General features: G+C 65.6%; 14 protein-coding genes and 1 tRNA gene. 7 read left to right on the top strand and 8 right to left on the bottom strand.

All coding sequences use genetic code 11. The features are described from left to right. Positions 1 to 39: 39 nt before the first annotated feature. The 5 genes from dcm to JMY28_RS00710 form a co-directional block, all read right to left on the bottom strand. Entirely contained in the window at positions 40 to 1,377 is a 1,338-nt protein-coding gene (dcm, locus tag JMY28_RS00730) for a DNA (cytosine-5-)-methyltransferase (RefSeq protein WP_201693635.1), read from the bottom strand. Positions 1,378 to 1,515: 138 nt separating this feature from the next. Continuing rightward, positions 1,516 to 1,824 (bottom strand): hypothetical protein, encoded by a 309-nt coding sequence (locus JMY28_RS00725; RefSeq protein ID WP_201693634.1) that lies wholly within the window; start codon positions 1,822 to 1,824, stop codon positions 1,516 to 1,518. 84 nt (positions 1,825 to 1,908) lie between these two features. Continuing rightward, positions 1,909 to 2,181, bottom strand: a complete 273-nt coding sequence (locus JMY28_RS00720) for a hypothetical protein (RefSeq protein ID WP_201693633.1) — start codon at positions 2,179 to 2,181, stop codon at positions 1,909 to 1,911. A 114-nt stretch (positions 2,182 to 2,295) separates the two neighbouring features. Further along, positions 2,296 to 2,370: transfer RNA gene (locus tag JMY28_RS00715), tRNA-Arg, on the bottom strand. Positions 2,371 to 2,588: 218 nt separating this feature from the next. Then, positions 2,589 to 2,771, bottom strand: a complete 183-nt coding sequence (locus JMY28_RS00710; protein ID WP_201693632.1) for a rubredoxin — start codon at positions 2,769 to 2,771, stop codon at positions 2,589 to 2,591. Positions 2,772 to 3,018: 247 nt separating this feature from the next. On the opposite strand from JMY28_RS00710, the gene JMY28_RS00705 reads away from it, so the two are divergent. From JMY28_RS00705 to JMY28_RS00690, 4 genes are all read left to right on the top strand, one after another. Beyond that, on the top strand, positions 3,019 to 4,947 hold the full coding sequence (locus tag JMY28_RS00705; RefSeq protein ID WP_201693631.1) for an ATP-binding cassette domain-containing protein: 1,929 nt from the start codon (positions 3,019 to 3,021) through the stop codon (positions 4,945 to 4,947). A gap of 301 nt (positions 4,948 to 5,248) precedes the next feature. Continuing rightward, a complete protein-coding gene (locus JMY28_RS00700) occupies positions 5,249 to 7,240 on the top strand; it encodes a DNA topoisomerase IV subunit B (RefSeq protein ID WP_201694573.1) in 1,992 nt (663 codons plus the stop codon). 85 nt (positions 7,241 to 7,325) lie between these two features. Further along, complete coding sequence (gene parC, locus JMY28_RS00695; protein ID WP_201693630.1) at positions 7,326 to 9,641, top strand: DNA topoisomerase IV subunit A; 2,316 nt, start codon at positions 7,326 to 7,328, stop codon at positions 9,639 to 9,641. 196 nt (positions 9,642 to 9,837) lie between these two features. Next, entirely contained in the window at positions 9,838 to 10,296 is a 459-nt protein-coding gene (locus JMY28_RS00690) for a CopD family protein (protein ID WP_201693629.1), read from the top strand. Between the two features lie 52 nt (positions 10,297 to 10,348). On the opposite strand, the gene JMY28_RS00685 is transcribed toward JMY28_RS00690, so the two are convergent. Further along, positions 10,349 to 11,299 carry a LysR family transcriptional regulator gene (locus JMY28_RS00685; RefSeq protein ID WP_201693628.1) on the bottom strand — a complete coding sequence of 317 codons (951 nt, stop codon included), beginning with the start codon at positions 11,297 to 11,299 and terminating at the stop codon, positions 10,349 to 10,351. Positions 11,300 to 11,450: 151 nt separating this feature from the next. On the opposite strand from JMY28_RS00685, the gene JMY28_RS00680 reads away from it, so the two are divergent. Genes JMY28_RS00680 through JMY28_RS00670 form a run of 3 tightly spaced genes read left to right on the top strand, consistent with a single transcriptional unit; the run spans position 11,451 to position 15,138 of the window. After that, positions 11,451 to 12,770 (top strand): MFS transporter, encoded by a 1,320-nt coding sequence (locus JMY28_RS00680; RefSeq protein WP_201693627.1) that lies wholly within the window; start codon positions 11,451 to 11,453, stop codon positions 12,768 to 12,770. A 56-nt stretch (positions 12,771 to 12,826) separates the two neighbouring features. Continuing rightward, entirely contained in the window at positions 12,827 to 14,092 is a 1,266-nt protein-coding gene (locus JMY28_RS00675) for a Zn-dependent hydrolase (protein ID WP_201693626.1), read from the top strand. A gap of 23 nt (positions 14,093 to 14,115) precedes the next feature. Next, entirely contained in the window at positions 14,116 to 15,138 is a 1,023-nt protein-coding gene (locus JMY28_RS00670; RefSeq protein ID WP_201693625.1) for a histone deacetylase family protein, read from the top strand. 46 nt (positions 15,139 to 15,184) lie between these two features. Here JMY28_RS00670 and JMY28_RS00665 read toward each other — a convergent pair whose 3' ends face one another. Further along, entirely contained in the window at positions 15,185 to 16,402 is a 1,218-nt protein-coding gene (locus JMY28_RS00665; protein WP_407945453.1) for a chromate transporter, read from the bottom strand. A 114-nt stretch (positions 16,403 to 16,516) separates the two neighbouring features. Then, positions 16,517 to 18,889, bottom strand: a complete 2,373-nt coding sequence (locus JMY28_RS00660) for a bifunctional diguanylate cyclase/phosphodiesterase (protein ID WP_201693624.1) — start codon at positions 18,887 to 18,889, stop codon at positions 16,517 to 16,519. Positions 18,890 to 18,970: the final 81 nt, after the last annotated feature.

Below are 18,970 nucleotides of genomic sequence, written 5' to 3'. Positions count from 1 at the left end.
GTCTGTCGCCTCGCTTCGGTTGGCCGTGGCGCGCGCCGGTCAGCGGCCTCCCGCCGTGGCGGTCGCCGGGGCTGCGTTGCGCGACGTGCGGGCCGTGCGCGTTGTGCGTGCAACGGCGGGAACCGGCAGCGCGGGCGCACGGAGCGCCTCGTGCTGCGCGGCCAGCACCGCATCGAGATGCGGCATCATCGTGCGCGCGACTTCGCGCATCACCGGCATGACCACGCTGTTGCCGAACTGGCGGTACGCCTGGGTGTCGCTCACCGGAATGCGGAAGGTGTCGGGCAGGCCCATGAGCCGGGCGCACTCGCGCGGCGTGAGGCGGCGCGGGCGCAATCCTTCGCCTTGATAGACGAGGATCTCCGAGCCGTCTTTGTGATAGCGCGCAGAAAGCGTGCGCGTGACGCTGTCCGGGAACGCGAGGCCGAAGCCGAAGCCGTTGCCGGCCGCGCGGTGCTTCTCGGCGTATTGCTGCAGATAAGCCCAGAGACCCGGCGTGAGTGTGTACTTCGGCTGCACGCGGCGCGCGCCGTGATCGAAGAAGCGCTCGCCGTCCCAGGGCAGCAGCGGCTCGCAGCCGTCGGTGCGATGGAGGATCGAGGCGAGCCGCGGGCCTTCTTCCGGCAGCGCGAGCGCGTCCCACGAAAACTGCGTCGGCTCGCGAAAACCGACGATGATGATGCGCTCGCGATGCTGCGGCGTGAAATGGCGCCCATCGATCACGCGGTAATGCACGTCATAGCCAAGTTCGTCACGCAGCACCTGGAGGATCACGTCGAAGGTACGCCCGCGGTCGTGCGAGACGAGGTTCTTCACGTTCTCGAGCAAAAACGCGGCAGGCCGCTTCTCGGCGATGATGCGCGCGACGTCGAAGAACAGGGTGCCCTGCGTGGTGCAGGCAAAGCCGTGCGGACGGCCAAGCGCGTTCTTCTTGCTCACGCCCGCGATCGAGAACGGCTGGCAGGGAAAGCCCGCGAGCAGGACGTCGTGATCGGGCACGTCGGCGGCGTCCACCGCCGTGATGTCGCCGATGAACGGATGGTCTTCGCCGTAGTTTTCCAGATAGGTCTTGCGCGAGAACGGATTCCATTCGCTCGTGAAGACGCACTCGCCGCCGTGCGCCTCGAAACCCTTGCGGATGCCGCCGATGCCGGCGAACAGGTCGATGAAGCGAAAGCGCGCCGCGCTGCCGTTCGCGTGAGCGCTGCCTTGCAGCAGTTCGCGCAGTGCGGCTTCCAGCATCGCGGGGCAGGGCGTTTCGCCCTTTTCCCAGCGCCGCACGGTTTTCACGTCGCGGCCGACGTGTGTGGCGATCTGCTGTTGGGTGAAACGCTTGCGTGCCTGCTGAAGCAGGTCTCTCGGTTCGGCCGTGTGCACGGAGTCCTCGTTAGGGTATTTTTGCGGACATTATGACCGATGGTCGACCCGCGGCACCAGGAATTCCCGATGCGCGTGCGCAGGCGCGCGCCGCGCAGGCGAATGCCTCTACGTGCGAGCGTCGAATTCAGGGAGAAGTCAGGAGTGCTGCGGGCCGCCGTTGGCCTGCTTCGCCAGCACTACGGAGGCAGAGGCGACGTTCAGTTCGTGCAGATCGAGGATGAGCAGCAGGCTGTCGATTTCGCACAGCTGGCCCTTGTTCACGTAACCGGTCTCGAGCAGGCGGTGCAGCCGCTGGCGCCAGTAGTTCGCGGGGAGAATCGGGCCGCCGAAGTCGCCGGCGAGCGACAAGGGCATCACGCGACGAATGTGCGTGATGTCCTGGTCGATGAGGTTCGACATCATATAACCGGCGGGGAGGGGACGCGTGGTGTCCATGAAGGCCATTACGGCACTATTTTTTTCTTCTTTAGGGGATATGACTCAGTACTTACCCCTAATTCGCCGGTTATCTGTCGTTTGTTTTGCCGTTTATTCGGCAGCAGGCGGCGTCGCGCCCGGCACCTGGGCCGCGCTTTCGAAGAAGCGCCGCGTCGCTTCGAACGCGTTCAGCATCTGCTCAGGCCAAGGCGTTTGCAGCATCACGGCCTGATGGTTTTCGAACGCCGCGCCCAGCTGGCGCGCGAGTTCAGGCGAATTCAGATGGCGCAGCAGCACGCTCACGGCAATGGCGGTGGCCTGGCTGGCCCCGGCGGTCTGCAGTTCGGAGGCGGTGAGGGCGGCGATTTGCTTGTTGATGTCCATGGAAAATCTGCTCGGGAAAGAGGGAGCGCGAGTGCGTGAAAGAGACGGGACGGGACGCGCGAACCGGTGGTGGCCTTCGCGGCTCGACCTACGCGGCCCGGCTGCTCGAGCGGCTGGTCCCCCTGGCAGGAATCGAACCTGCATCTAGCGCTTAGGAGGCACTTGTTCTATCCATTGAACTACAGGGAGCGCGGTCGAGCATTGCTCCGTTCGATCGCCATGTTTCCCAAGTGACCCGTCATGGCGCGGAGCGGCGCGCGAAGCGGTTCGGCCTTGCGGGCCCGAGCGATATCGCGACGCAGGGCCAAGAGTATAGCAAACGTGTTCGGGCGCGAAAATGACGCCCCTTTAGCGCCGGCACCGCGTTTTGGGTCCCGCGTTTATCGGTTCCCCGCGAGTCGTCGCGATCAGAACTCGACGACGGCGAATTCCGGCTTACCCACATCGCACAGCGGGCAGCGCCAGTCGTCGGGAATATCGGCAAAGCGCGTGCCGGCGGCGATCCCCTCACCGGGCAGACCTTCTTCCTCGTTGTAGATCCAGCCGCAGATCAGGCAGACCCAGCTCTTGTATTCGATTACTTCACTCACAACGTGTCCTTCGTCTAGTCGATTCGATGCATGGCCCGGCATACGACCCTTTATTTAATCCAGGGCGGGCGCGCGCGACCCGCGATGTTACCGGAAAACGGATCGCGTGCCGCTGCGCTAAAGGGTCGCTAAACGCTGAGGCCTGACCTGTGTGGAGCGCGCCCCGCCGGCCGGACCTCCGCGGCCCGACCGGCGCGGCCCGGTACAATGCCCGCTTCAGGTCCAACGCACGCATCGCTCTCCATCCATGTCGCTTTACACCATCACAGGCGCGCAACTGGCGTTCGGCCATGTCGCGCTGCTCGACCACGCGGACTTTTCGCTCGAAGCCGGCGAGCGCGTCGGGCTGATCGGCCGCAACGGCGCGGGCAAGTCGTCGCTGCTGACCATCGTCGCCGATCTCGCGAAGCCCGACGACGGGCTCATCACGCGCCAGCAGGATCTCTCGACCGTCTACGTGCCGCAGGAGCCCGACTTCGACGCCGACGCCACGGTGTTCGACACCGTCGCCTCGGGCCTCGCCGACGTGCGTGCGCTGCTCGACGAATACGACACGGTCGCGCACAAGCTCGCGGACACGCCCGAAGGCGCGGAACACGACGCGCTGCTCGCGCGCATGAACACGCTGCAATCGTCGCTCGATCATGCCGACGCCTGGAACTGGCGCACGCGCGTGTCGACGACGCTCGCGCAGATCGGCCTCGAAGGCGACGCGCGCGTGGGCGCGCTCTCGGGTGGGATGCAAAAGCGCGTGGCGCTCGCGCGCGCGCTCGTCGTGCAGCCCGACATCCTGCTGCTCGACGAACCGACCAACCACCTCGACTTCGACGGCATTCGCTGGCTCGAAGAACTGCTCGTGGCGCAGCGTTCGAGCCTGCTCTTCATCACCCACGACCGCGCGTTTCTCGACCGCGTGGCGACACGCATCGTCGAACTCGATCGCGGCAAGCTGCTCTCGTATCCGGGCAACTTCTCGCAGTACCAGGAGCGCAAGGCGCAGCAGCTCGAAGTCGAGCGCGTGGAGAACGACAAGTTCGACAAACTGCTCGCGCAGGAAGAAGTGTGGATCCGCAAAGGCGTGGAAGCGCGCCGCACGCGCAGCGTGGGCCGCATCGCGCGCCTCGTCCAGATGCGCCATGATCGCGAGGAACGGCGCAACGTGCAGGGCAACGTGAAGCTCGACGTCGCGCAAGGCGAGAAGTCGGGCAAGATCGTCGCGGAACTCACGGATGTGACGAAGGGCTATGGTGGCCGCACGATCGTCGATAACGTCTCGTCGACGGTCATGCGCGGCGACAAGATCGGCTTTGTCGGTCCGAACGGCGCGGGCAAGACCACGCTGCTGAAGCTGATCCTCGGCGATCTGAAGCCGGACGTTGGCACGGTGCGCGTGGGGACGAATCTGCAGGTGGCGTACTTCGACCAGATGCGCGCGCAGCTCGACATGGAAAAGAGTCTCGCCGATACGATCAGCCCCGGCAGCGACTGGGTAGAGATCAACGGCGCGAAGAAGCACGTGATGAGCTATCTCGGCGACTTCCTGTTCGCACCCGAGCGCGCGCGTTCGCCCGTGAAGTCGCTTTCGGGCGGCGAGCGCAACCGCCTGCTGCTCGCGCGTTTGTTCGCGCGGCCCGCGAACGTGCTGGTGCTCGATGAACCGACCAACGATCTCGACATCCCGACGCTCGAACTGCTCGAAGAGCTGCTGACCGACTACGACGGCACCGTGCTGCTCGTGAGCCACGACCGCGCGTTCCTCGACAACGTGGTGACTTCGGTGATCGCATCCGAGGGCGAAGGGCGCTGGCGCGAGTACGTGGGCGGCTTCACGGACTGGCAGACGCAGAGCGCCCGTGCGCAGGAAATTGCCGAGGCGCGCGCGCCGAAGGAAGCGGCTGCTGCGGTGGCGGCGCCCAAGGACAGCGCGGCGGGGCGCAATGCCCAGCGCAGCGTGAAGCTTTCGTTCAAGGAGCAGCGCGAGCTCGAGGAACTGCCCAAGCGCATCGAGGCGCTGGAGACGGAGCAAAAGACCATCGGCGCGCAGATCGAGGACGGTTCGATCTTCGCGAAGGATGCGCAGGAGGGCGCTCGCCTGACTGAACGCTACGCGGCGATCGACGACGAATTGCTCGTTGCGCTGGAGCGGTGGGAGGAACTGGAGAGCAAGCGCAAGTGATGCGAGAGAGAGCGGCCTGATGAAGGCCGCTTTTTTTTGCGGCGCATGGGTGCGGCGCACTCGTCCGTTCGGCCAGCCAACCTTCGCGCAAATTGCCGTGCGAGCCCAAATCAGTACAATACCTCGCGAATTCGAATAACTGCGTGAACGACTGCGCTGCCGCGAGCGCATCTGCCACCGCGGCGTGCAGCCGGTTCACCCTGTTGTTTCGTATCGGTTTTTTTGAACGCTCAACGCGTTTTCCCCGCAGATGTCCACAGGACCTGTGGACAAGCGCGCGGACAACCCCCTGTGGATCACCATGTCAACGAAGAAGTCCAACGCTGGAAACACTGGCTATAGCGAAGCGTCGATCAAGGTGCTCAAGGGCCTCGAGCCCGTCCGGCAGCGGCCGGGCATGTATACGCGCACCGAGAATCCGCTGCACATCATCCAGGAAGTCATCGACAACGCCTCGGACGAAGCGCTCGGCGGCTACGGCCGTCGCATCACCGTGACGCTGCACGCCGACCATTCCGTCTCTGTCGAGGACGATGGCCGCGGCATTCCGTTCGGCCTGCACCCTGAAGAGAAGGTACCCGTCGTCGAGATCGTCTTCACGCGCCTGCACGCGGGCGGCAAGTTCGACAAGGCCGCCGGCGGCGCCTATACCTTCTCGGGCGGCCTGCACGGCGTGGGCGTCTCGGTCACCAACGCGCTCTCCACGCGTCTGGACGTGACCGTCTGGCGCGACGGCAAGGTCGCCGAAATCGGCTTCTCGGACGGCAATGTCACGAGGCCGCTCACCACGCGCAACGCCGCGCGCGACGAAAAGAAGACGGGCACGCGCGTGACCGCGTTGGCCGATCCCAAGTATTTCGATTCGCCCAATCTGCCGCTCGGCGAGCTGCAACGTCTCTTGCGCTCGAAGGCCGTACTGCTGCCGGGCGTCGAGGTCACGCTCGTGATCGAGAAGACCGGTGAGCACCAAAGCTGGAAATACGAAGACGGCCTGCGCGGCTACCTGCTCGAAGGCATGGGCGGCGCCGACCTGCTGATCCCGCTCTTCGAAGGCGAGCGCTACGCCGACGCACGCACCACCGACGACACCTTCGCCGAAGGCGAGGGCGCCACGTGGGTCGTGGCGTGGAGCGAGGAAGGCTCGCTCACGCGCGAGTCGTACGTGAACCTGATTCCGACGCCCGCTGGCGGCACGCATGAAAGCGGCCTGCGCGACGGTCTCTTCCAGGCCGTGAAGAGCTTCGTCGAATTGCACAATCTTCAGCCTAAAGGCGTGAAGCTCCTGCCCGAAGACGTCTTTGCGCGCGTCTCGTTCGTGCTCTCGGCCAAGGTGCTCGACCCGCAGTTCCAGGGGCAGATCAAGGAGCGCTTGAACAGCCGCGATGCCGTGAAGCTCGTTTCGTCGTTCTCGCGTCCGGCTTTGGAGCTTTGGCTCAACCAGCACGTCGAGCATGGCAAGAAACTCGCCGATCTCGTCATCAAGCAGGCGCAGGCGCGTACGCGCGCGGGTCAGAAGGTCGAGAAGCGCAAGAGCTCGGGCGTGGCCGTGCTGCCGGGCAAGCTCACCGACTGCGAATCGACCGACATCGCGCGCAACGAACTCTTCCTCGTGGAGGGCGATTCCGCTGGCGGCTCCGCGAAGATGGGGCGCGACAAGGGGTACCAGGCCATCCTGCCGCTGCGCGGCAAGGTGCTCAACACGTGGGAGACCGAGCGCGACCGGCTCTTTGCGAACAACGAAGTGCACGACATTTCGGTGGCGATCGGCGTCGATCCGCACAGCCCCGACGAAACCGTCGATCTCTCGAATCTGCGCTACGGCAAGATCTGCATTCTTTCCGATGCCGACGTCGATGGCTCGCACATCCAGGTGCTGCTGCTCACGCTGTTCTTCAAGCATTTCCCGCAGCTGATCGAGCGCGGTCACGTGTGCGTGGCGCGCCCGCCGCTGTTCCGTGTGGATGCGCCCGCGCGCGGCAAGAAGCCCGCGCAGAAGCTCTATGCGCTCGACGAGGGCGAACTCGAGGCGATCCTCGACAAGCTGCGCAAGGACGGCGTGCGCGAGACGCAATGGACCATCAGCCGCTTCAAGGGTCTTGGTGAAATGAGCGCCGAGCAGCTCTGGGACACGACGATGAACCCCGACACGCGGCGCCTCTCGCCCATCGCGCTCGGCGACCTCGACTACGAGGCCACGGTGGCGCGCATGACGATGCTCATGGGCAAGGGCGAAGCGGCTTCGCGCCGTTCGTGGCTCGAAGAGAAGGGCAACGAAGTCGAAGCGGATATCTAAGCGCACACGTTAGCGCACAAGTCGGCGCAACTGAGCAGCGCAACTGAGCGCCCGCGCCCATACCAGATTACGGAACGATTGAAACATGGACGATCTCTTTGCTGAAGTGACGGACGCCCCGAACGGCGACACGCTCACGCTCGGCCACTACGCGGAACGCGCCTATCTCGACTACGCGGTGAGCGTGGTGAAGGGCCGCGCGCTGCCCGACGTCTGCGACGGCCAGAAGCCGGTGCAGCGGCGCATTCTCTTCGCGATGAACGAAATGGGTCTCGGCGATAACGCCAAGCCCGTGAAGTCGGCACGCGTGGTGGGCGACGTGCTCGGCAAGTACCATCCGCACGGCGACCAGTCGGCCTACGACGCGCTCGTGCGTCTCGCCCAGGACTTCTCGATGCGCTATCCGCTCATCGACGGCCAGGGCAATTTCGGCTCGCGCGACGGCGACGGCGCGGCGGCCATGCGATACACCGAAGCGCGCCTGACGCCCATCGCCAAGCTGCTGCTCGACGAAATCGACATGGGCACCGTCGATTTCATGCCGAACTACGACGGCTCGTTCCAGGAGCCGAAGACGCTGCCGGCCCGCCTGCCCATGCTGCTGCTCAACGGCGCGTCGGGCATCGCGGTCGGTCTGGCCACCGAAATCCCTTCGCACAATCTGCGCGAAGTGGCGACGGCGGCCGTGGCGATGATCAAGAATCCGAAGCTTTCGCACGCGGAAATCATGGAACGTCTGCCGGGGCCCGATTTCCCGGGCGGCGGCCAGATCATTTCGAGCGACGCTGAAATCGCTGCGGCTTATGAGTCGGGGCGCGGCAGCCTCAAGGTGCGCGCGCGCTGGAAGATCGAGGAGCTCGCGCGCGGCCAGTGGCAACTCGTGGTGACCGAGCTGCCGCCGAACACCTCGGGCCAGAAGGTGCTCGAAGAGATCGAGGAGCTCACGAACCCGAAGCTCAAGCTCGGCAAGAAGACGCTCACGCCCGAGCAGTTGCAGAGCAAGCAGACCATGCTCGCGCTGCTCGACGCCGTGCGCGACGAGTCGGGCAAGGACGCGCCCGTGCGCCTCGTGTTCGAGCCGAAGACGAGCAAGATCGATCAGGGCGAATTCGTCAATTCGCTGCTCGCCAACACGAGCCTCGAATCGAACGCTTCGCTGAACCTGGTGATGATCGGCGCCGATGGCCGTCCCCGCCAGAAGGGCATCAGCGAGATTCTGGGCGAGTGGATCGGCTTCCGCTTCGCGACGGTCACGCGCCGCACGCAACATCGCCTGACGAAGGTCGACGACCGCATCCATATCCTCGAAGGGCGGATGATCGTCTTCCTCAATATCGACGAAGTCATCCGCATCATCCGCGAGTCGGACGAGCCCAAGAGCGCGCTGATGAGCGCGTTCGGGCTTTCCGAGCGCCAGGCCGAGGACATTCTTGAAATCCGTCTGCGTCAGTTGGCGCGGCTCGAGAAGATCAAGATCGAGAAGGAACTCGCGGAACTGCGCGACGAGAAGGCGAAGCTCGAGGAGCTGCTCGCGAACGACGCGTCGATGAAGCGGCTCATCGTGAAGGAAATCGAAGCCGACGCGAAGCAGTACGGCGACGATCGCCGCACGCTGATCCAGCAGGAAAAGCGCGCGAGCTTCGAGGCGCGCGTGGTGGACGAGCCGGTCACGGTCGTCGTCTCGCAGAAGGGCTGGGTGCGTGCGCTCAAGGGTCATGGGCTCGACACGCAGGGCTTCACGTTCAAGGCCGGCGACGGCCTCTATGCGGCGTTCCAGTGCCGCACGCCCGACACGCTCATCGCGTGGGGCAGCAATGGCCGCGTGTATTCGGTGTCGATTGCGAACCTGCCTGGCGGCCGTGGCGACGGTGTGCCGGTCACGTCGCTCATCGAACTCGAAGCGGGCACGCATCTGCTGCATTACTTCGCGGCGAATGCGGAACAGCAATTGCTGCTGGCTTCGAGCAACGGCTTTGGCTTCATCGCGAAGATCGGCGACATGGTGAGCCGCGTGAAGGCGGGCAAGGCGTTCATGACGATCGACGAGGGCTGCGTGCCGCTCGCGCCGATGCCGATGTTGCCCGGCGCGCTGCAGGTGGCGTGCCTTTCGTCGGGCGGTCGTTTGCTGGTGTTCGGCCTCGACGAGATGAAGACGCTTTCCGGCGGCGGCCGTGGCGTCACGCTCATGCAGCTCGACGATAAAGAGAAGCTCCTGCAGGCGCTCGCGATCAGCGCGGCGGGCGTCGTGCTCGTGGGCACGGGCCGCGGCGGCAAGCCGGGCGAGGACCTGATGGCCGGCGCGGTGTTGGCTCCGCAGATCGGCAAGCGCGCACGCAAGGGCCGCGCGCCGGACTCGAAGCTCAAGGTCGTGACGGAGATGCGTCCGGTGTTGCCGAGGTAAAGGCGCTGTGCGTGGGACCGGAGTAAGTGCTAAAGCACTAACTCCGGATCGCAAAGTGCTAAAGCGCTAACTCCGGTCGACACATATCCGGCGCAAATCGCTGCTCGGCATGGAATAATGCCGCGCACAACGCATGAGACGGGAGCGCTCCCGTCCACGTGCGCCAGATAATTACACGTTACGAGGGAATTCAAGCATGGGCCACGCGATCGCAGTCGCGCTCTTTCTGCATCTGCTGGGCGTCGCCGTCTGGGTGGGCGGCATGATCTTCGCGCACTTCTGTCTGCGCCCGGCGCTCGAAGACCTCTCGCCGCAACTGCGCCTGCCGCTCATCGAATCGGTGTTCGGTCGCTTCTTCAACTGGGTGGGCGTCTCGGTCATCGTGATCCTGCTTTCCGGCGGCTTCCTGCTCATGCAGCTCGGCGGCGAGCACGCCACCTGGCAACTGCATGCCATGGCGGGCCTGGGCGTGCTGATGATGCTGATCTTCGGCCACATCCGCTTCGCCGTGTTTCCGCGTATTCGCCGCGCCGTGCAAGCGCAGAAGTGGCCCGACGGTGCGCGCGCCGTGGGTACCGTGCGCCGGCTCGTCGTCATCAATCTCGTGCTGGGCATCGTGACGATCGGCGTTGCCGTGCTCGCGCGCGGGTTCTGATCCGCGCTTCTGTTCGTCTCTCCCGCAACGTTCGCGGCCCGCGCCTGAGGTTCTACAGCCGCTCCGCGAGCGCATGGCGCTGCATACAGCGCTCCATCGCATCGAAGAACGCTTCTTCGGCCGCATTGCGCTTGCGTTCGCGATGCCACAGCAAGTGGATGTCGACGTCCACGAGCCCTTCCTCCGGCGGCAGCCGCCACAGGCGCTGCCGCGCCAGATCGTCCCGCACCGTATGCTCGGGCAGGCAGCCAATGCCGTAGCCCGCGAAGATCAGCCGCCGCACTTCATCGAGACTCGGCGACGACGCCACGATCCGCCCCGTGAAGCCGCGCTGGTCGCGAAACACCGTGAGCGGCGAGAGGCTGTCGCCGATCTGATCGCTCGTGAAGGAGACAAAGTTCTCCGCAAGCAGATCCTCCATCGTCAGTTGCGAAAGCCCGAAGAGCCGGTGATGCCGGCCGCAGAACATCGCATAGCGCTGGCGCAAAAAGCAGCGCATGTCGAGCTTGTCGATGGGCGTGCGGCACAGGCTCAAGCCTGCGGTCGCGGTTTTCTGCAGCAGCGACGAGATGATGTCCGACGAGCGCATGACTTCGATCTGCAGATCGACGCGCGGGTAGGCCGTGTGGAATTCCGCGAGAAATTCGTCGTACACACGCGACTCGATGCGGCTCACCGTGAGCAGGCGGATCGAGCCGGTGATGTCGGCGGTGCGTTCATCGAGCCCGGTTTCGAGCTGGGAAATCGTGCCGTAGATGTCGCTCGCGATGCGATAGACCTCTTCGCCCGCCTCGGTCGGCACGAACTGCGCGCCGCGCCGCTCGATGAGCTTGCGGCCGAGCGCGTCTTCGAGGCGCTTGAGCGCCTGGCTCACGGCCGGCTGCGTGACGTACAGGCGCGCGGCGGCGCGGCTCAGGCTGCGCTCCTGCATGATCGCGAGATAGGTGCGCAGCAGGTTCCAGTCGAGACGGTCGTTGAGAAAGCGGGTGGTATCGGCGCGCATGGGCGGTCTCCCGGCGCGGTGCTGCGCCAAGGGTATTAGCAAAAGTTATGCGCTGAATAATAACGCGAAATTTGACTAATGATTTGTGGCTAGCGATAAAGCGTATATGCAACGCAAATTCATCCCAAACGCGCCTGACGGAGACCGACGCATGGCTAACCCACAACCCAGCACCCGGCAGCCAGTGCGCGCCGCCGCCGCAGCGTTCATCGGCACGATGATCGAGTGGTACGACTTCTACATCTACGCCACGGCCGCCGCGCTGGTGTTCGGCGAACTGTATTTCCCTTCCGAAGATCGTTTCGTGAGCACGATGGCGTCGTTCGCGACCTTCGCCGTCGGCTTTTTCGCGCGCCCGCTTGGCGGCCTGATCTTCGGCCACCTGGGCGACCGGATCGGCCGCAAGAAAGCGCTCATGACCACGCTGATGATGATGGGCGTCGCCACCGTCTGTGTCGGCCTGCTGCCTTCGTACGCGAGCGTGGGCATGCTCGCGCCAGTGCTGCTCGTGCTGCTGCGCGTGGTGCAGGGCATCGCCGTGGGCGGCGAGTGGGGCGGCGCCGTCCTGATGGCGGGTGAGCATGCGCCCGAAGGCCGCCGCACGTTCTTCGCTTCGTTTGCGCAGTTGGGTTCGCCCGCGGGGCTGATCCTCTCGCTGCTGGCGTTCCGCTCGGTCACCTCGCTCGACAAGGCCGACTTTCTTTCGTGGGGCTGGCGTCTGCCGTTCCTCGTTTCGGCGGTGCTGCTCGTGGTCGGCATCATGATCCGGCTCGGCGTCAACGAATCGCCCGAGTTCGAGAAGCTCAAGGACCAGCGTCGCACGCTCAAGCTGCCCGTCGCCGAAGTGTTCCGCTCGTCGTGGGGCCTCGTGCTGTTGTGCATTGGTGCGAATACCATCGGCATTGCGGGCGTGTACTTCACCAACACGTTCATGATCGCGTACACCACGCAGTACGTCGGCATCACGCGCTCGCTCATTCTCGATTGTCTGTTCGCGGTCGCGATCATCCAGTTCCTCGTGCAGCCGCTCGCCGCCTGGCTCGCGGAACGCCTGGGCGGCGCGCGCTTCCTCAAGTGGGCCGCCACGGCCGCGATGCTCTCGCCGTATCCGATGTTCGTGCTCGTGCAAAGCGGCAAGGTCGTGCCGATGGTGATCGGCATCGCGATCGCCGTGGTCTGCATGGCGAGCTTCTATTCGGTGATCGCGGGCTTCGTTTCGGGCGTGTTCCCCACGCGCGTGCGCTACTCCGCGATTTCGCTCTCTTACCAGGTGTGCGGCGCGATCGCGGGTGGCCTCACGCCGCTCGTCGGCACGTGGCTCGCGCATCACTATGTGGGGCAGTGGTGGCCCCTCGCCGTGTTCTATACGTGCCTCGCGGGCGTCTCGCTCCTGTGCATCGTCGCGCTCGACGCGCGCCGCCACGAGCATGCGCATGACGAGGCGGCTGCCGAGGCGCTGAGTGTTCGTTGAGTGCGCGCTGATGCTGTGCAGGTGTACTGATTAGTTCGACTGAAATGGATGGACCGATGAAAGACCTTTTGCAGATTGACGGCCCGCGCCTGTGGGCGAGCCTCTCGGAGATGGCGCGCATCGGCGCGACGGCAGGGGCAGGCGTACGCCGCCTCGCGCTCACCGAAGAAGACCGGCGTGGTCGTGAGCTGTTCGCGCGCTGGTGCCGCGAGGCGGGCATGACGGTGTGGACCGACGAAGTGGGGAACCTGTTCGCGCGCCGCGAAGGCGATGACGCGCAGGCCGCGCCCGTGCTGATGGGCAGCCACCTCGACACGCAGCCCGAAGGCGGTCGCTTCGATGGCGTGTACGGCGTGCTCGCGGCGCTCGAAGTCGTGCGCGCGCTCAACGACGCGGGCGCACGGACCGTGAAGCCCATTGAGATCTGCTCGTGGACCAACGAGGAGGGCGCGCGCTTCACGCCGGCGATGCTGGGCTCGGCGGTGTTCACGGGTGCGATGACGCTGGCGGACGCACTGGCGCGCACGGATGCCGATGGCGTGACGCTCGGCGCCGCGCTCGACGCATGCGGCGCGCGCGGCACGCGCGCCGTGCAAGGCGTGGCCGTCGACGCCTACTTCGAAGCCCATATCGAGCAGGGCCCGATTCTCGAGGCGAACGGCACGACCATCGGCGTCGTGACGGGTGGCCAGGCGATCCGCTGGTTCGATGTGAAGGTGACGGGCGTGGCCGCGCATGCGGGCACGACGCCCATGCGCTATCGCAAGGATGCGTGGTTCGGCGCGGCGCAAATGTCGCTCGACATCGAGCGCGTGATGGCGCGCTACGCGCCGCTCGGCCTCGTGACGATCGGCCAGGCGCAGATCGCGAATTCGTCGCGCAACACGATCGCGGCGAATCTGACCTTCACGGTCGATCTACGCCATCCCGACGATGCGCAGCTCGACGCGATGGAGCGCGACTTGCGCGCGTTATGCGCGGAGGTGGCCGCGGCGCGTGGCCTCGGCGTGCAGATCGCGCATTGCTGGACGAGCCCGGCCACGCCGTTCGACGCGCAGTGCGTCGCGCTGGTTGCTGAAGCGACGCAGCGCTTTGGCTATCCGCACGAGCGTATCGTGAGCGGTGCGGGTCACGACGCGATCCACCTCGCGCGCTACTGCCCGAGCGCGATGGTGTTCATTCCCTGCGTGGACGGTCTGTCGCACAACGAAGCCGAGGACGCCCTGCCGGAAGACGTCACGGCTGGCGCGAACGTACTGCTCAACGCCGTCGCGGCGCGCGCGGGCGTGCGCGTGGCCGCCGACGCCGCCGCCGATGCGTGAGAAAAATAGAAGGAGAACTGAACATGAAAACCTGGTTTCATCCCGATCAGCTGCTGCACCATCCGCGCGCCTATTTTTCGCGCGGCCAGTTACGTGAGCCGCAGGAAGTGCCGCAGCGCGCCGAGCATCTCGTTGCCGCGGCGCGCTCGCTCGGCTTCGACGTGAAGGCGCCCGCCGACTTCGGCACGGCTCCCATCGCCGCCGTGCACGACATGAACTATCTGCGCTTTCTCGAAGAAGCGCACACGGAATGGAAGCGCGTGCCCGAAGACTGGGGCGAAGAGGTGATGTCGAACATCTACGTGCGCGAGCCGAATCCGCTGCGCGGCGTACTCGCGCAAGCGGCGCGCTATCTCGCGGATGGCAGCTGCCCCGTGGGTGCAAATACGTGGCGCGCGGCCTACTGGTCGGCGCAAAGCGCGTTGGCCGCTGCGGCGTGCGTAAGCGATGGCGCGCGCGAGTCGTACGCGCTTTCACGTCCGCCTGGCCATCATGCCCGCGCGGACGCGGCGGGTGGCTTCTGCTATCTGAACAACGCGGCTATCGCGGCGCAGTCGCTGCGCAGCCGGTTCAAGCGCGTGGCGATCCTCGATAGCGACATGCACCACGGCCAGGGCGTGCAGGAAATCTTCTATGGCCGCAGCGACGTGCTCTACATCTCGATCCATGGCGATCCGACCAACTTCTATCCCGTGGTCGCGGGCTACGAGGACGAGCGCGGCAATGGCGTGGGCGAGGGCTACAACGTCAATCTGCCGATGCCGCATGGCGCGTCCGAAGCCGTCTTCTTCGAGCGCGTGGAGGCGGCGCTGCGCGTTCTCAAGCGCTTCGAGCCGGACGCGCTCGTACTTGCGCTCGGCTTCGACATCTACAAGGACGATCCGCAGTCGAAGGTTGCCGTGAGCACCGAAGGGTTTGGGCAGCTCGGCACGGCGATCGGCGCGCTCGGCCTGCCTTCGGTCATCGTGCAGGAAGGCGGCTATCACCTCGAAAGTCTCGAAGACAACGCGCGCGCGTTCTTCGGCGGCTTCACGGGGGCGCGCTGATCAGCGCATGAGCTTGCGCTTCACGCCCACGCATCAGGCCCACACGTCAGGCCCAAAGCAGCCACACCCCGCACGCAAGCCCGACCGTCGCGTAGACCGCGTAAGCGGGGAGCTTGAGTTTGCCGAAGCACATCGCCGAGAACATGGCCGTCAGCAGATACGACGGATGTAGCGGCACGTGTCGCGCGATATGCCAGACGGCGATCGCGAGAAACGCGGTGGTCGCGGCGCGCAGCACGCGCATGGCGTGCTCGAAGCGCGGGTTCGCCTTCATGCGGTGCAGGTGCCGCCGCGCGAGCACGACGAGGCAGCCCGAAGGCACGAAGAGCGCGAGCGTGGCGACGAGCGCGCCGACCCAGCCATCCACGAGATAGCCGAAGAAGGGCACCACGTTCAGCAGCGGCCCCGGCGAAAGCGGGGAGAGCGTGAACGCCAGCGTGAAGTCGTCGTTGGTGATGCCCACCGCCGGCGTGACGAACAGCGTTTTCAACACGGGCAGCGCAGAAAAGCCGCCGCCGAACAGCGTCATACCCGCGCCCGCGAGACGCGGCCAGAGCAGCGCCGAGTCGAGCGGGTGCGGCAGCGGCAGCGCGAACACGACGATCAGCGCAGCAAGCGCGGCAAGCAACTGCACGTCGCGCCGCGTCACGCGCAATTCGAGCCGCTGCGAAGGCACAGGGCTCGCGAGCCAGCCCGCGGCAAACGCGACAAGGAGAATCGCCACGTACGCCGCGGCGCTCGCGGCGAGCGCGAGCGTCGCGCAGGCCGCAAGCGCCACGCCCCATTCGAGCGGGCCACGCACGAGCGCGCGGGTTTGCCGGTACCAGGTCACGCCGATCAGCATGGCGAGCACTACGCTGAAATGGTCGAGCAGCGTGCGTGAGGCAACCGCGTGCACGAGCGGCGTGCGGTAGAAGATGGCGAACACCGTCATCAGCGCGAAGAAGGGCAGCACGCTCGCCACGCCCGCGACCCAGGCGCCCGCGCGCCCGCGCAGCGCGTGGCCGAGTTGCACCGCGACGTTGCAGCCCACCGGACCCGGCACCATCCAGGCGAGTGCGACCAGATCCGAGAACGCGGTTTGCGTGAGCCGCGCCTCGCGCTCCACGTAGTGCTGCTCCAGTTGCGCCATGAGTGCCAGGCCGCCCCACGAGACCGCGGAAACGGTCAGCACGACGCGAAAGAGCGTCAGGAGCGGTTCGTCGTTGTCGCGGAATTTGCCCGTATCAGGCGCCGCGATCGCTTCGTCGGTGCGGGTTTGCATGGCATGCATCATGCGTGCGAGGGTGCGTATGCGTCTGTGCGCGAAGGCACGCGGCTCGCGGACGTCACCGGAAACTGCGCAGAAAATGCGCGCAACCATTCGCAATGGCAAACGTCAGCGCGATTGCGGCGCGTCGCTCAGGCGCTCGTTGCGGTGATCTTCGCGCGCGGCTTGCGTGCCCGGCAGCGTCGCGCTGCACACGCCGAAGCGCTCGATCAGCGCGGCCACGCCTTCCACCGGCACAGGACGCGAGAACAGGAAGCCCTGTGCCTCGATCGGCCCGAGCGCGGAAAGCCATGCGATCTGCTCTTCGGTTTCGGTACCCTCGACGACCACCGTGAGCCCGAGCGAGCGCGCGAGATTGACGATCGCGGAGACCATCACGCACACGCTGCGGTCCGCGGGAATGGCCTGCACGAACGAGCGGTCGACCTTGAGCGTGTCGACGGCGAAGCGGTTCAGATATGAGAGCGACGAATAGCCGGTGCCGAAGTCGTCGAGCGCAACGCGCACGCCAAGACGCTTCAACGCGAAGATCTTCTCCGACACCAGCTCCGGATACTCCATCATCGCGGTTTCGGTGATCTCGAGTTCGAGCCGGTGCGCGGCGATGCCGGTTTCTTCGATTGCGTGCGCAACGGTCTCGTAGAGGTCGCCGCGCCAGAACTGCACGGCCGAGATGTTGATGGCGAGCGTGAGCGACTCATAGCCTTGCTGTTGCCACTGAGCGAGCTGAGCGCAGGCGGTGCGGATCACGAAGTCGCCCACAGGCACGATGAGGCCCGTGGATTCGGCCACCGGAATGAATTCGCCCGCGGGAATGAGTCCGTATTGCGGATGGTTCCAGCGCACGAGCGCCTCGAATCCGGTGATGCAGCGTCGGCGCAAATCGATCTTCGGCTGGTAGGCGAGGAAGAGCTGGTCTTCCGCGAGCGCGACGCGCAGTTGCTGCTCCCACTTCATCAGATGATCGGCGCGGTGGGCGAGTTGCGGCGAGTAGAAGCGAAAGCAGTTGCGTCCGGCCTCCTTCGCGGCGTACATCGCGAGGTCGGCCTTCTTGAGCAGATCGATTTCGCTCTCATGCGCGACCGCGAAGAGCGCGATGCCCGTGCTCGCATGCAACACGAAGGCGCTGCCGCGCACGTCGAACGGATGCGTGAAGGCGGCGTTGGTAGCCTCGGCGAGCGCGATGGCGCGCTTTTCGATGTCGTCGCCCTTCACGATCACCACGAACTCGTCGCCGCCGATGCGCGCGAGCGTGCCCGCGCCGCCCACGGCGTCGGCGAGGCGTGCGGCGCTCATCTGCAGCACGATGTCGCCGGCGTTGTGGCCGAGCGTGTCGTTGACGGTCTTGAAGTTGTCGAGGTCGATGAAGAGAATGGCGAGGCGCCCGAGGTTGCCCGGCTGCGAGACTTCGTGGCGCAGACGTTGCAGCGTGGCGTAGCGGTTGGGCAGGCCTGTGAGCAGGTCGTACTGCACGAGTTGCGACATCTCGCGCTCGCGCCCGAGCAGCTTGCCGATCAACCCTGTGGCCACGGCGAAGAACGAGAGCATGGCGAGCGAGATGAACGTCGCCATCATCAGGTAGACGTCGCGCGTGTGGTTGTAGTCGGCGAACTCCTCGGCTTGCGAGAGGCCGACCAGCACGGCTAGCGGATAGCCGTCGATGTGGCGATACGAGACGATGCGCGTGACGTGATCGATCGGGTCGACGTAGGTGCCCGACACGTGCTCTGAAATGGGATACACGCCGCTCGCGGAGAACGTGCCGTTCGCGCGATCGGCGCTGCCCGTGCGGCGCGCCAGCACGGCGCCGCTATCCGAGATCACGGCGATCACGCCGTCACGGCCGATCGCGGCGTTGTTGTAGAAGTCGCTCGTGAAGTAGCTCGGGTCTTCCGACACCACCACCACGCCCGCGAACGAGCCGTCCGGGTGATTGAGGCGGCGCGTCATCTGCAGGGTCCAGTGGCCGGACACGCGGCCGAGCACCGGCTTGCTGATATAGAGCTGATCGTCGTTCTCGTGCTCGTGCACCCTGAAGTGCTCGCGGTCCGAGAGATCGATGGGTTTGGGGTTTGGGTCGGCCGTGTTGGCGATGAGCGTGCCGTGCTCGTCGATGATCGACACCTGCACGAGCGAGTCGCTCTGCACCACACCTTTCTCGACGGTGCTCGCGAGATCGAAGCGGCCCGGCGACTTCTCGAACTCGTACTTCACGAAGCGCGTGATCTGGTCGACCTGGTGAATCGCCTTGACGGTGTGTTGTTCGAGCGCCGCCGAGAGAATGGCCGCCGAGGCCGTGGCCTCGCGCATGGTCGCTTCCTTCTCGACCGAGAGGCGCGTGAAGATCACAGCCCACAGCAGCACGAGCACCAGCACACCGAGCAGCGGAATGGCGAGCAGCGCGCGCGGACGCGTATACGCCGGGCCGGGCGCGTTGCGCAGGCTCGAATCGCGCGAGAACGGCCCCCGGGTGGCGCTCATCGCGGCCGCCGTAGGCGCGTGATCTCGCACCGCGGATGCGGCGGCCAGAACGGCAACGATGCGCTCGGTTGAGTCGGCGGC

It is taken from the genome of Paraburkholderia hiiakae (assembly GCF_904848665.1).
GTDB classification, from domain to species: Bacteria; Pseudomonadota; Gammaproteobacteria; order Burkholderiales; family Burkholderiaceae; genus Paraburkholderia; species Paraburkholderia hiiakae.
Note: the sequence above shows the minus strand (reverse complement) of the source record. Positions and strands in the feature narration are given on the sequence as shown.